This window comes from Ewingella americana ATCC 33852 (assembly GCF_000735345.1).
GTDB classification, from domain to species: domain Bacteria; phylum Pseudomonadota; class Gammaproteobacteria; order Enterobacterales; family Enterobacteriaceae; genus Ewingella; species Ewingella americana.
In genome coordinates, this window is the sequence record NZ_JMPJ01000074.1 from 51,837 (window position 1) to 63,938 (window position 12,102).

The window sequence follows — 12,102 nt, forward strand, 5'->3', positions numbered from 1 at the left end:
GAGCAATTTTAATCGATTGTTGGGAAATTGCTACCGCCGCATTATCAGCCTCGTTAGAACGCACCGGACAAAAGTATTTGCCGGTGCACCTCCGCTGAGGCTCAGCGTCACCTGCTTAGGAATATCTCTCGATGATTAAAGTCACTAACCCTGCTGACGGCAGCATTGTCGGCCAAATACCCTTCCTTGATGCCACCGAAGTGGCGTCCGCGATTAACCGCACCTGTGATGCATTCCCGGCCTGGGCGCGCAGAACGGCTAAAGAGCGCGGCGACCTGTTGCGCGGCTGGTACGACCTAGTTCGCGCCGACAAACACGTTTTCGCCGAGCTGCTGGTAAAAGAAAACGGCAAATGCCTGAGCGAAGCGCTGGGTGAAATCGAATATGGACTGGGCTTTATCGAATGGTACGCCGAAGAAGCCAAGCGCCTGAACGGCGATACCCTGCCGTCGCACGATCCCAACGCCTCGGTGCTGGTGGTCAAAGAGCCGGTTGGGCCTACTGCGGCTATTACTCCGTGGAACTTCCCGTTCATGATGATCACCCGCAAAATCGCTACCGCGCTGGCGGCGGGATGCACCATGATCATCAAACCTGCGGAAGAGACGCCGCTGACCGCCTATAAGCTGCTGGAATATGCGCGTCAGGCCGGTATTCCAAAAGGTGTGTTTGAGGTGGTGAGTGGCGATGCGAAATCCATTGGTGAAGCCTTCACCAAGGATGAGCGGATCCACAAAATCTCCTTCACCGGCTCTACTCGCGTGGGCAAGCTGCTGGCACAAAGCTGCGGCGAAACCCTGAAGAAAATGACCATGGAGCTGGGCGGTAACGCACCTTTTATCGTCTTCGACGACAGCCCAATTGAAGAGACCGTTGCCGGTTTGGTGAGCGCCAAGCTGCGTAACTCCGGTCAGGTGTGTATCTCTCCTAACCGTATCTTCTTGCAGGACGGCATCTACGATGAGTTCGTTAAACAGCTGGTTGCCGCGGTCGCCAAAATCCCTGTCGATCAGGGGATGCAAAAGGACTTCGTGGTTGGCCCGCTGATTAACCAGATGGCGATTGATAAAGTTGCTTCGCTGGTGAATGAGTCCGTGCTTAACGGCGCGACGGTACGTCTGGGCGGTAAACCGCATCAGAAAGGCGGCCTGTTCTATGAGCCGACCATTCTTTGCGATCTGGACGACACCTTTGCGGTTCACAACACCGAAATCTTCGGGCCGGTATTTGCTATCTATCGCTTTAGCACGGAAGAAGAAGCGATCCGCTGCGCTAATAACACCGAATACGGTCTGGTGGCCTACGCCTGGACCAAGGATTTAGGCCGCGCTTTCCGCCTCTCCAAGCAGTTGGAAGCCGGGATGGTTATCCTCAACTCCGGTTCAGTGGGCACAGCCTCAGTGCCGTTCGGCGGTATCAAGCACTCCGGTTATGGTCGTGAAGGCGGTCATTACGGTATCGAAGAGTACGTGCATGTGAAATACGTGCTGATGGCGGGTCAAAACCGCTAATTCCCTCAGGGAGAGCGACGCAACGTGGCTCTCCCTGCCTACTCCTTTTGGCACAACGCCATCACTTCGTGAAGTGATGCGAACTGCTGCATTCTACTTTTGAGGCACGACAGCATGGCGCTACACCCCCGCGTTCTCCCGGTTGCCACGCCGTGGCAAATCATCGTGATGTCGATGATGGCCGGCGTAACCATCGCCAATATCTACTACTGCCAACCCATTCTGGCGCTTATCGCCGCATCGCTAGCTATTTCTGCGCATCAGACCGGCATGTTACCTGTCTGGACTCAGGTTGGTTACGGCATTGGGCTGTTTTTCATTGCGCCGCTAGGGGATATGTTTGACCGCAAAAAGCTGATTATTCTGTTGCAGGTACTGATGCTGGGGATCCTATTCGCAGCAACTCAGGTACATTCGATGATTGGCCTGTCGCTGGTCTGCTTCGGCATAGGTTTACTGGGCGTTTCGGTGCAAATTGTGGTGCCGATGGCCGCCTCGCTGGCACTGCCGACGGGTAAAGGCCGAGTGGTGGGGATGGTGTTCACCGGCACGCTGACGGGGATTTTAGCCGCGCGCGTGGTTAGCGGATACATAGCCGAATGGCTCGGCTGGCGCTGGGTTTTTGGCTTCTCAATGCTACTGGTTCTGCTGGTCACACTGCTGTTTATCGTGTTTTTGCCGAATACAAAATCGACCCATAGCAGCCACTATCTGTCTCTGCTGCGCTCAACGCTGCAACAGGGTACACGCTTTAGCCAGTTGCGCCGTTTATCCCTGCTTGGCGCGCTGATCTTCGGCGCTTTCTGCTCATTCTGGACCACCCTGACGCTAAAACTCTCCGCCGAGCCTTTTCACTTTTCCAGTGGCACCATTGGGTTGTTCGGGCTGATTGCGGTGGCCGGCACGCTGCTAGCCCCGTGGTTCGGCAAAATATCTGACAGTGCCGACCCGCGACGCACGCAAATCTACAGCGTGCTGCTGATGGTCTTGGGGGCGTTAACGCTGCAACTGTGGCACAGCGCCATTACTGCCATTGTGGTTGCTACCCTGCTGCTGGACATCGGCATGCAAATCACCCAAGTGAACAACCTCTCGCAAATCTACCGGCTGGATGAATCGGCGCACAGTCGCATCAACACCTTCTTTATGACCAGCCTGTTTTGGGGAGGCGCGATTGGCACGGGGGCGGGAGTGGCCGCCTGGAACTACGGCGGCTGGACGCTGGTCTGCTGGCAACTGCTGCTGTGGACGGGGCTTGCGCTAACTGTGACCTTAAAGGCTGGGAAGGCGATTAAGGCTTAATCGCCTCGGGCCAAGCGCCGATCGCCACGTCCACCACGCCGAGCAGGTCCTCACGCGTTGCGCCGTGCTGGGCCTGCAAAGCCAGACCGTGAATGACCACGGTATAAAAACCGGCGAGCCGGGAAATCTCTGTGCTTTCCGGCAATTCTCCCTTCTCCACCGCCTGCTGAACATGGCGTTGCAACAGCACCTCGAGCGTCTCACGGTGGCGTGCAAAGGCGAGACGAGATTCCTGCGCAACGCTCAGTTTATCCAAGGGGCCTTGGGTCATAAAACAGACGCCATTGACCTCTTGAGAGGTAAAACGCTCAACGCAGTCGGTCAGTAGAGTGAGTAAGCCCTGTTTGGCATTGCCGTTGGCTAAGCAGCGCGCGCCATCCTCTTCGGCTAATTTTGTGTAGCGGGCAAATGCGCGTAAAAACAGCGCCTCTTTGTTGCCAAAAGTGGCATACATGCTGACGCGATTAATGCCCATCGCCTCCGTCAACGCCGTCAGCGACGCAGCCTCATAACCATAGGCAGCAAACACCTCCATCGCCGCGTCTAGGGCTTGATCCTCGTTAAAGGCTTTAGGTCGCCCGACTCGGGAAACCGCGTTTTTTTCCTGACTGACTTTTGACATAAAAACTCTTTGCTCGAAATGGTTGCTTGACTACCCGTATATTATGCGCAAATATTTCTTACCGGTCGGTAAGAAACTAGCTGAAAAGTCGTTGCGACGCCATAAGTGTGAGCCAGCAAGCTTTGAGATAGTGAGCCGACCGTGGAAAAAGGGTGTTTTTCACCCTTCCGCATTTCGCAAAAAACAGTCAGTGGAGCAGTCAACATGAGCCAAATTTTACATGCCAAAGTGGCCGTTGTTACGGGAGGCTCCAAAGGTATTGGCGCTGCAATCGCTCGCGACTTAGCGCTGAATGGCGCTTATGTGGTGGTGAACTACGCGTCGAGCAAGGCGGGAGCCGATGCCGTGGTGGCGGACATTGAGTCTCACGGCGGCAAAGCCGTTGCCGTGCAGGGTGATGTGTCACTGGCAGCAGACGCGCAGCGGGTGGTTGAGGCCGCGGTGGCGACCTATGGCCGCCTCGACATCTTGGTCAACAATGCCGGTATCTATGAGTTCAATCCGTTGGAAGCCATTACCGAGGAGCATTTCCATCGCACCTTCAATATCAACGTCTTGTCTCCGATCCTGATGATTCAGGCCGCCGCTAAACACCTCACAGCCGGTGGATCAATTATTAACATTGGCTCCAATATCACCAGCATGGCACCGCCGTCGTCGACAGTGTACGCCGCCAGCAAAAAAGCCGCAGAGGGCATTACCGTGGTGCTGGCTAAAGAGCTGGGCGCAAGACAAATCAGAGTAAACAGCGTCAGCCCCGGCCCGACGCAGACTGAAGGCACCGCCGCATTTATGTCGCAGCCCAATGAGATGACGCAGGCCATCATCGCGCAGACCCCGCTGGGCCGCATGGGGCTGCCAGAAGACATCGCCCCCGCCGTCACCTTCTTGGCTTCAGACCATGCCCGATGGATAACCGGCGAAGTCATCACCGTCAGCGGCGGCCACAAGTGATAGCGCTGGCGCGCTTTTACGCTTTCGACCCTACCTACCCCATCCCTATGAGTTTGTAACAGATGCAATCCAAATCATTTTTTAAAATGGCCATCGTGCTTGGCCTGCTGTCGGCCATCGGCCCTTTCGCCGTCGACATGTATTTACCTGCCCTGCCTTCCATTGGCACCAGCCTGCACGCCGATATCGGCACCGTGCAGATGAGCTTGACCGCATTCTTTCTCGCCCTTGGCGCGGGCCAGTTGCTGTATGGCCCGCTGTCGGACATGTATGGGCGTAAGCCGCCGCTGTATGTGGGGTTGGTGCTCTTCACCCTCGCCAGCATTGGCTGTGCGCTGGCTAAAGACATGCATATGCTTATCTTGCTGCGCTTTTTACAAGGACTGGGGGCTGCTGCCGGGTTGGCTATTCCACGAGCCATCGTGCGAGATTTGCATACCGGGGCGGATGCCGCGCGGCTGATGTCTTTGCTGTTGCTGGTGTTTAGCGTGTCACCGATTTTGGCGCCGCTGGTGGGAAGCGCGGTGATTGCCTTTGTTAATTGGCGCGGCGTATTTTGGGCAGTGACCCTTGCGGCGTTAGTTGCGCTGGTGATGATGTCTAAGATGCTGCATGAGACGCGCCCGGCTTCGGAACGCATTCATAGTAGCCTGACAAGTGGACTGGCCGCATACGGACGCTTGCTGCGCGATCGCCATTTCCTGCTGCTGGTATTTATTGGCAGTTTCACCATGGCGGGGTTCTTCACCTTTTTGGCCAACTCATCCTTCGTGATGATTGACCACTATGGCCTTTCACCCACGGTTTACAGCGTATGCTTTGCCGCCAACGCCGTGTTTCTCATCGGCAGCGCGCAGTTCACGGCAATCTTGAGTAAACGTTTTGGCATGGTGACACTGGTTAAAATGGCCGTTTGCGGCTGCACCGTGGCCACGCTGACCATGCTTGCCTACTTCGCCAGCGGCGGTGACAACATGTGGATGCTGATCCTGCCCTATTTTGTGGCTTCGGCATTTATGGGGTTGGTCATTCCAACCACCAGCGTATTGGCCCTCGACCAGCACGGCGCGAACGCCGGTACCGCCTCGGCACTCATGGGTACGCTACAAATGCTGACCGGCGCAATCATGGTTGCCGTGGTCGGAGTGTTCACCAACGGACGCCCGCTTCCTATGGTGGCAGGAATGGCCGCTGGGTCGTTTATCGCCCTGATACTGGCATCAGCCAATCTCACCACGCAATCTGATCAAGAGCATTAATGTGATGGGCCGTTACTGCTGATTTTTACCACGGGTGTAAATGTCAGGTCGGGTAATGGTCCACGCATAATTTTCTCTATTGACGGGCTCATAGCCTAACTTTTCATACAGCCACGGGGCGGTGGTGGTGAACAACATGATCCGGCGCAGTTTCTCAAACAGCGGATGAGCATGAACACATTCCATAAGCCATCTCCCTAGCCCTTCCCTCTGATATTCCTCAAGAACGTAGACATCGCAGAGGTAAGCGAAGGTCGCATAGTCGGTTATCAGGCGCGCAAAACCTATTTGCGAGCCATCATGGTAAACGCCAAAGTTAAGGCTGTTCTCTATGGACGCCGTGACGGTTTCAAGGCTGATGCCCTGCGCCCACGTGGATCGCGTCAAATACTGGTGGACTGCCTGCACATTCAACTTTTCACTATCGGTGCTGACCAGATAGTTATTCTCACGCCATTCATGGTTCGCTGAATTGTTCACTTTGCTACCTGCTCAGGGGATTGTGTAGGGATTAACCCTATCTTTGCATAGAGAAAGCCATGCTGCCCGACCCAATATTTTCAGCGGCTTTTATATACTTCGCTGATTCACTCTGGCCGACAGCTGCTCGGCGCTTTCCTTTCTCTCGCTGTAGCGATCGGTAAGGTAGGCGGCGTGCCCGCGCGTCAGCACGGTAAACTTCATCAACTCTTCCATCACGTCGACAATACGGTCGTAATAGGCAGACGGCTTCATCCTTCCCGCTTCGTCAAACTCCGCCCAAGCCTTGGCCACCGATGATTGATTGGGGATGGTGACCATCCGCATCCAGCGCCCCAGAATACGCATCTGATTGACGGCGTTAAACGACTGAGAGCCGCCGCTGACCTGCATAACTGCCAACGTCTTGCCCTGCGACGGACGCACCGCGCCCATTGACAGCGGGATCCAGTCAATCTGCGCCTTCATCATTCCAGTCATCGCGCCGTGACGTTCCGGCGAGCACCACACCATGCCTTCGGACCACAATACCAGCTCGCGCAGCTCGGCGACTTTAGGGTGGGTTTCAGGGGCATCGTCGGGCAAAGGCAGGCCGGACGGATTAAAAATTTTGACCTCGGCCCCCATTGCCTCCAGCAGGCGCGCTGCCTCTTCTGTCGCAAAACGGCTGAATGAGCGCTCACGCACTGAGCCATACAGCAGCAGTATGCGCGGTGGGTGTGCTGGCTGGGCGGCCGCTAGCTTCTCAGCGGTGATCGGCGCGTCAAAAAGTTGTTTATCCAAATTATTCATCTGCATATCCATTGGATTTTCCTCCTAGATCTGTTGGCAAACGAATGTCGCATCCCCCGTCCCCCGAGCAGCACTCCTCGACCAGAAACACCAATAACTGCTCAAGCCGCTGATACTGCGGCAGGCAAAAAAGCGTGCGGCCTTGTCGCTCTTGGCGGATAAGCCCGACGGTCAACAGCGCCGAGAGATGGTGACTCAGAGTCGAAGCCGGAATATCCAGCTGCGCCTGCAACTCGCCGACCGGCAACCCGCCGTGCCCCGCCTTGACCAGCGCCTTGTAGACAGCCAGTCGCGTAGGATGACCAAGCTCTTTTAACGCACTGGCCGCTGTGTTGAGATCCATAATGCCTCCTTGAAACTATATTTCTAGAATAGTCGAAATATAGAGTAAGTCAAGGCGCAATGGTGATAGTGAGGAATCATAGACCTAATGCTCTCTATGGCTATATCTTCCTTGAGTTTGTAATTCCTGCGTGTCTTAAAGCTGAAATCCTACAGTTTGCCAAGGGTGTCGATGAGTAACTCGCGTGGAAATATAGTTTCATCACTGTGTTTGAGTACCTCAATTGTCCACCAATGATGATTGCCAATGACTTCCTTTTCATTGGCGGTCCACCCTAAATTATCTATATCTACTCTCTCTGTATGAATGATAAAGAAACGCTCATCAGCAGCAACGGTTTCGCCGCTCGGCAGCAACAGGGTGAAGTTTCTGGAGGCGACTTGTTGCCCCACAGAACCTACCGTTAAACCCGTTTCTTCCTGCAATTCACGCATCGCAGCCTGTTCAAAAGATTCATTTGGCTCAAGCCCACCACCGGGAGTTGCCCAGTAAGATTCTCCACTCAAGGCATCATTTTTGTGGCAGAAACGAAATAGCAGGACGCGGTTGTCAGGTGAAATGACGATGAGACGTGATGACGGGCGAGTGCGCATGGGGAAGTCCTTGAGAGGTTACCGGTACTGTCTAGTGTTAAGTGCTTACAATGAGCCAAGGGGCTATATATTCATGAGGATTCAACATTAGCCTGCTTATATCCTTCCTTCCACCCGCCCCCCAAAATACTGCGCCGGTGTGCTCCCCATCGCCTTACTGAACATAGTAATAAAGGCGTTTACTGACTCATAGCCTAATTTCGCGGCGACGTTTTGTACGGATTCTCCGCTGGCTAACTCCCTGAGCGCGATGATCAAATAGAGCTGCTGACGCCAGCGGCCGAAGGTGAGGCCGGTTTCGCGTTGCATCAGTCGCGCCAGCGAACGCTCGCTGACTGCCAGCCGTTTTGCCCACTGTTTAAAGGTGCTTCTGTCTTCGGGATTACCCACTAGCGCGTCGGCCATGGTGCGTATCTTCGCATTCGCTGAGACCGGCAGGCTGAATTGTTGCTGTGGCATAGCGGCGAGTTCGTCGAGGGTGACGCGGGTCAGCCGGGCGACGTGGCTATCTGGCGGGTAGTCCACGCCCTCGCGAGTTAAGCGATCCACTAACTCCTTGACCAACTGTGAAATCGCCAGCGTGCAGCATCTATCCGGTAACGCGGCCGCGCCCGGCTCAATGAATAGATAGTTGAGGTGGGCATTCCACGTGGCTTTGGCGCTGTGGGGAACACCACCCGGGATCCACACCGCGCAGTCGGGCGGCACTATCCAAATCTCATTCTCGGCACGGCAGATCACTGCGCCGAACAGCGCAATAATCAATTGTCCTTTGCGATGAGTATGCACCGGCACTTCGGCCTGATAATCCACGAAATCCAGACGGCGTGCCACCGCCGGGCACGGAGTAGAGTCAGGATCGTATAGCGTTGTGGCTAAGTTGGTAGGCATAGAATTGGCAGCATTTAGATATTTTTTGACAGAATATAGGATTTAACGGTGCTCGCAAGCCGGTAATAATCCCGGCATGAGCAAATTAGACTTCAATCACTTTTATATATTGCGGGTTCTGGGCGAGGCGTTGCACCGTGCCGGGGAGGTTATGACCTCCTCCCGCCTGTTGAGCGACGCCAGTGCCCTGCTGTTCTCCGCCAAGAGCTTCGCCGCCGCAATGCTCGCCTATTACCTCGCCCTTTCAATTGGCCTTGAAAGGCCATCTTGGGCGATCATTACTGTTTATATCGTCTCCCAGACCTCGGTTGGCGCTTCACTGAGTAAAAGCCTTTATCGTCTGGTCGGCACCCTGATTGGTGCGGGGGCCACGGTGCTGATAGTGCCCGCCTTTGTGAATATGCCGGTGCTGTGCAGTGTGGTTCTCGCCGGCTGGATCTGCCTGTGCCTCTATTTCTCGCTGCTGGAACGCACTCCCCGCGCTTACGCCTTCTTGCTGGCGGGCTACACCGCGAGCCTGATTGGTTTTCCCGAAGTGCAGCACCCCGGCGAAATTTTTGACACCGCCATTGCTCGCGTGCAGGAGATAGTCATTGGCATTATTTGCGCGGGAGTGATGCATCGCTATGTTCTGCCAAAACGGATATCCGGGCTGTTTAACAGCAAGATGGCGGAAACGCTGCGCGATGCACGGCGGATGCTCGCCAATGCTCTGACTAACCCGCCCCAGCTGGCCTCGGGGGATCTGCGCATGGCCTCAGCGTTGCAGTTTTTGCAGGGGGTGAGTCACCATGTTCCCTATGACTTTGCGCTGTCAATTCCGGTACGAAATGCCAGAAACAGGCTTCACGATAAGCTGGCGCGCCTGCTGGTGGTGAGTAGCGAGCTGCGCGATGGCGTGCAGAGAATAGTCGCAATGCCTGCCCCTTTGCTCGAGTTGCGGGATGAGGTCACCAACTGGCTGGGCGTTGAGCAAGCGAGCGAACGCAGGCTGGCAGGAGACATGCTGCAACAGCGCAGTGCGGCGTTAACCGCGCAGTTGGCCGCTGATGCGCAAGGCTTTGATGATGAGCTAGCAGTGAGTTTTTGCCGCTATCTCAACGAGGCAGTTAGCCTGCTGTTGCAATGCGAAAGGCTTTTTGCCGCACTTCACCAGACGGCGTTCAATACATCCGAGAAGAGAACAAAATCCGCCAAAGGCTATGTTTATCATCGGGATAGCCTGTCCGCTGCGCGAACCTCGCTGGGTGCTTTTACCATCATTCTGAGTAGCTGCCTGCTGTGGATCTACTCTGCCTGGCCCGATGGCGGCACGGCGGTGTCGGTGATTGGTGTGTGCTGCACGCTGTTTGGCAATTTTGATACCCCGGCACCGCACATCGGCAAATACATGCTGGGTTCGGCCTACGGGGTGATGCTCAGCTTGCTCTACAGCTTTGCTCTTCTGCCCCAAGTGACTGAGTTCTGCGTGTTGGTGGCGGTGCTCGCCCCGGCCTATTTACTGGCGGGCTCGTTACAGGCCCGGCCGCAGACCACCTTTATGGCGATGGGCATCACCCTGACTCTGCCGATTTTGTCCGAGCTGGGGTTTCAATACAGCGCCGACTTCACCTCAGCCCTCAATACCGCCATCGCCCTCTTTGCCGGGACTGGCTTTGCTTTTGTCAGCATGAGTCTGCTGCAAACGGTGCAGGCAGACGCGGCGATCAATCGGTTATTGCGCATCTGCCGTAGTGATATCAGGCGCAGCGTGAAAGGTATTTTTGCCCGCGACGAGCTGTACTGGACCAATCTGATGATGGATAGAACCGCGCTGCTGCTACCACGCCTGTCGCGTAGCGAACAATCCTCCGAGCAGATACTTAGTCAGATGCTGCACTATCTGCGACTAGGCCTCGCCGCGCGCCAGTTACGGCGGCTAATGCCTCAGCTTGAGAACAAAACCGCGTCAGAAGTGAATCAACTGCTTGGGCAATTGGCTCACGAGAAAAGGCCGGACGCCCTGCGTCCTCGGATTGAATCGATGATTAACCTTTATTCTCCGACGCAGAGTGAAACCGCGCACCGGCTGATTGGCGGGCTGGTTGCGTTGCACGGCGCGTTGCAAGAAGCCCCTCAGGAGCAAGTCGATGATTAACGACATAAATCTGGCTGGCGTGTTCTTCCCGGCTCTGCTGGTTATCGCTTTCGCGGCCTTGCTCTGCGCCATGCTGCTGGTCTCCTTTCTCAATCTCAGCAAGCTTTACCGCCGTCTGCCCTTACGGCCGCTGGTGGATTTCACTACTTATATCCTGACCTTTTTCCTGCTAATGCAGGGAGTTAACGCACTGGGGCTAATCATATGACATCGTTTTTCTCTCTGTTGGGCCGCTATGTCCTGACCCTCGGCGCAACTGCCGCTGCGGCACTGATCGCCTTTATGCTGTGGAAGCATTATGCGCAGACGCCATGGACGCGCGATGGCCGAGTGCGGGCAGAAGTGGTGCAAATCGCGCCTGATGTCTCTGGGCCGGTGAGCAGCGTGGCGGTGAAAGATAACCAGTGGGTGAAGCGCGGCGAGGTGCTTTATTCAATTGACCCGCGCTGGCTGAAGTTGGCGGTCTTGAGCGCGCAGGCCGACGTTGAGGTAAGACGCCATGAGATGTCGATGCGTCAAGACGCCGCGAGGAGGCGCACTCAGCTTCAGGGCGTGATCTCTAAAGAGGATTTGCAGCAAACCAACAGCGCGGCGAACGTCGCGGTTGCCAATTACCAAGGCGCGCTGGCGGCGCTAGAGTTGGCACAACTCAACTTATCTCACGCCACCGTGGTGTCGCCGGTGGATGGCTATATCACCCATCTGCGGCTGCGACCCGGCGATTATGCCAGCGCTGGCGAGACTAAAGTGGCGATCATCGACGCCAGCAGCTTCTGGGTGGTGGGTTATTTTGAAGAGACCAAGCTGCGACATATTCACGTGGGAAGCCGCGCACAAATAGCGCTAATGGGCTTCGACCCTGTGATTGCTGGTCATGTGGAGAGCATCGGGCGCGGTATTGGCGACAGCAATGACGAGACGGGCGAACTCGGCCTGCCAGACGTCAACCCGACCTTTAACTGGGTGCGATTGGCGCAGCGAGTCCCGGTTCGCATTCAAATCGATAAGCTACCAGCAGGCATTGAGCTGGTGGCGGGATTGTCTGCCAGCGTGTCGGTTACGCCTTAGAGGCGAGCACGTCAAAATCCAACTCGGGCATCATGATCACGCTTTCCTGCTCGTTGGCGTCGGTGCGGGAAATCACCACCACGGCGGGCGTGTCGGTGTTGTTGTATGGCAGATGGGGCATGTTTTTCGGGATGTAGAAGAAGCTGCCTG

The 12,102-nt window shown here is 55.6% G+C and carries 14 protein-coding genes; 7 read left to right on the forward strand and 7 right to left on the reverse strand.

Annotated features, from left to right (window positions below):
- Window positions 1-131 precede the first annotated feature (131 nt).
- A complete protein-coding gene (locus GEAM_RS20980; RefSeq protein WP_034795670.1) occupies window positions 132-1,511 on the forward strand; it encodes an NAD-dependent succinate-semialdehyde dehydrogenase in 1,380 nt (459 codons plus the stop codon).
- A gap of 114 nt (window positions 1,512-1,625) precedes the next feature.
- Window positions 1,626-2,813, forward strand: coding sequence for an MFS transporter (locus GEAM_RS20985; RefSeq protein WP_051899596.1), 1,188 nt, complete (start codon window positions 1,626-1,628; stop codon window positions 2,811-2,813).
- On the opposite strand, the gene GEAM_RS20990 is transcribed toward GEAM_RS20985, so the two are convergent.
- Complete coding sequence (locus tag GEAM_RS20990; RefSeq protein ID WP_034795672.1) at window positions 2,803-3,435, reverse strand: TetR/AcrR family transcriptional regulator; 633 nt, start codon at window positions 3,433-3,435, stop codon at window positions 2,803-2,805. The genes GEAM_RS20985 and GEAM_RS20990 overlap by 11 nt on opposite strands.
- 204 nt (window positions 3,436-3,639) lie before the next feature.
- Here GEAM_RS20990 and GEAM_RS20995 point away from each other — a divergent pair, with 204 nt between their 5' ends.
- Both GEAM_RS20995 and GEAM_RS21000 read left to right on the forward strand, forming a co-directional pair.
- Window positions 3,640-4,389 carry a glucose 1-dehydrogenase gene (locus GEAM_RS20995; RefSeq protein ID WP_034795674.1) on the forward strand — a complete coding sequence of 250 codons (750 nt, stop codon included), beginning with the start codon at window positions 3,640-3,642 and terminating at the stop codon, window positions 4,387-4,389.
- A 62-nt stretch (window positions 4,390-4,451) separates the two neighbouring features.
- Window positions 4,452-5,648: a multidrug effflux MFS transporter gene (locus GEAM_RS21000; protein ID WP_034795676.1), complete on the forward strand. Its 1,197-nt coding sequence runs from the start codon at window positions 4,452-4,454 to the stop codon at window positions 5,646-5,648.
- Between the two features lie 12 nt (window positions 5,649-5,660).
- Here the strand turns inward: GEAM_RS21000 and GEAM_RS21005 are convergent, their stop codons facing one another.
- The 5 genes from GEAM_RS21005 to GEAM_RS21025 all read right to left on the reverse strand — a co-directional run bounded on the left by GEAM_RS21005 (window position 5,661) and on the right by GEAM_RS21025 (window position 8,747).
- Window positions 5,661-6,128: a GNAT family N-acetyltransferase gene (locus tag GEAM_RS21005; RefSeq protein ID WP_034795678.1), complete on the reverse strand. Its 468-nt coding sequence runs from the start codon at window positions 6,126-6,128 to the stop codon at window positions 5,661-5,663.
- Between the two features lie 90 nt (window positions 6,129-6,218).
- The gene (arsH, locus tag GEAM_RS21010; protein WP_034795680.1) at window positions 6,219-6,932 is read right to left on the reverse strand and encodes an arsenical resistance protein ArsH; all 714 of its coding nucleotides are present in this window, start codon (window positions 6,930-6,932) and stop codon (window positions 6,219-6,221) included.
- Window positions 6,913-7,263, reverse strand: coding sequence for an ArsR/SmtB family transcription factor (locus GEAM_RS21015; protein ID WP_034795682.1), 351 nt, complete (start codon window positions 7,261-7,263; stop codon window positions 6,913-6,915). Before GEAM_RS21015 ends, arsH begins: the two co-directional genes overlap by 20 nt.
- Before the next feature lie 149 nt (window positions 7,264-7,412).
- Window positions 7,413-7,856 (reverse strand): NUDIX hydrolase, encoded by a 444-nt coding sequence (locus GEAM_RS21020; RefSeq protein ID WP_034795683.1) that lies wholly within the window; start codon window positions 7,854-7,856, stop codon window positions 7,413-7,415.
- A 96-nt stretch (window positions 7,857-7,952) separates the two neighbouring features.
- Window positions 7,953-8,747, reverse strand: coding sequence for an AraC family transcriptional regulator (locus tag GEAM_RS21025; protein ID WP_034795684.1), 795 nt, complete (start codon window positions 8,745-8,747; stop codon window positions 7,953-7,955).
- 76 nt (window positions 8,748-8,823) lie between these two features.
- Here GEAM_RS21025 and GEAM_RS21030 point away from each other — a divergent pair, with 76 nt between their 5' ends.
- Genes GEAM_RS21030 through GEAM_RS21040 form a run of 3 tightly spaced genes read left to right on the forward strand, consistent with a single transcriptional unit; the run spans window position 8,824 to window position 11,952 of the window.
- Window positions 8,824-10,884, forward strand: coding sequence for an FUSC family protein (locus GEAM_RS21030; protein WP_034795686.1), 2,061 nt, complete (start codon window positions 8,824-8,826; stop codon window positions 10,882-10,884).
- Entirely contained in the window at window positions 10,877-11,092 is a 216-nt protein-coding gene (locus tag GEAM_RS21035; RefSeq protein WP_034795688.1) for a DUF1656 domain-containing protein, read from the forward strand. Before GEAM_RS21030 ends, GEAM_RS21035 begins: the two co-directional genes overlap by 8 nt.
- Window positions 11,089-11,952 (forward strand): efflux RND transporter periplasmic adaptor subunit, encoded by an 864-nt coding sequence (locus GEAM_RS21040; RefSeq protein ID WP_034795690.1) that lies wholly within the window; start codon window positions 11,089-11,091, stop codon window positions 11,950-11,952. Before GEAM_RS21035 ends, GEAM_RS21040 begins: the two co-directional genes overlap by 4 nt.
- Here GEAM_RS21040 and GEAM_RS21045 read toward each other — a convergent pair.
- Window positions 11,942-12,102 (reverse strand): cupin domain-containing protein (locus GEAM_RS21045; RefSeq protein WP_034795691.1); only part of this gene is annotated, 161 nt, incomplete at its 5' end. The two genes, GEAM_RS21040 and GEAM_RS21045, sit on opposite strands and share 11 nt — an antisense overlap.

Excerpts from the sequence above, each read along its gene's own strand:
- arsH (WP_034795680.1), bottom strand. The coding sequence starts at position 6,932 with ATGGATATGCAGATGAATAATTTGGATAAACAACTTTTTGACGCGCCG.
- GEAM_RS21040 (WP_034795690.1), top strand. The coding sequence starts at position 11,089 with ATGACATCGTTTTTCTCTCTGTTGGGCCGCTATGTCCTGACCCTCGGC.
- GEAM_RS21020 (WP_034795683.1), bottom strand. The coding sequence starts at position 7,856 with ATGCGCACTCGCCCGTCATCACGTCTCATCGTCATTTCACCTGACAAC.
- GEAM_RS21000 (WP_034795676.1), top strand. The coding sequence starts at position 4,452 with ATGCAATCCAAATCATTTTTTAAAATGGCCATCGTGCTTGGCCTGCTG.
- GEAM_RS21030 (WP_034795686.1), top strand. The coding sequence starts at position 8,824 with ATGAGCAAATTAGACTTCAATCACTTTTATATATTGCGGGTTCTGGGC.
- GEAM_RS20995 (WP_034795674.1), top strand. The coding sequence starts at position 3,640 with ATGAGCCAAATTTTACATGCCAAAGTGGCCGTTGTTACGGGAGGCTCC.
- GEAM_RS20985 (WP_051899596.1), top strand. The coding sequence starts at position 1,626 with ATGGCGCTACACCCCCGCGTTCTCCCGGTTGCCACGCCGTGGCAAATC.
- GEAM_RS21015 (WP_034795682.1), bottom strand. The coding sequence starts at position 7,263 with ATGGATCTCAACACAGCGGCCAGTGCGTTAAAAGAGCTTGGTCATCCT.
- GEAM_RS21035 (WP_034795688.1), top strand. The coding sequence starts at position 10,877 with ATGATTAACGACATAAATCTGGCTGGCGTGTTCTTCCCGGCTCTGCTG.
- GEAM_RS20990 (WP_034795672.1), bottom strand. The coding sequence starts at position 3,435 with ATGTCAAAAGTCAGTCAGGAAAAAAACGCGGTTTCCCGAGTCGGGCGA.
- GEAM_RS20980 (WP_034795670.1), top strand. The coding sequence starts at position 132 with ATGATTAAAGTCACTAACCCTGCTGACGGCAGCATTGTCGGCCAAATA.
- GEAM_RS21025 (WP_034795684.1), bottom strand. The coding sequence starts at position 8,747 with ATGCCTACCAACTTAGCCACAACGCTATACGATCCTGACTCTACTCCG.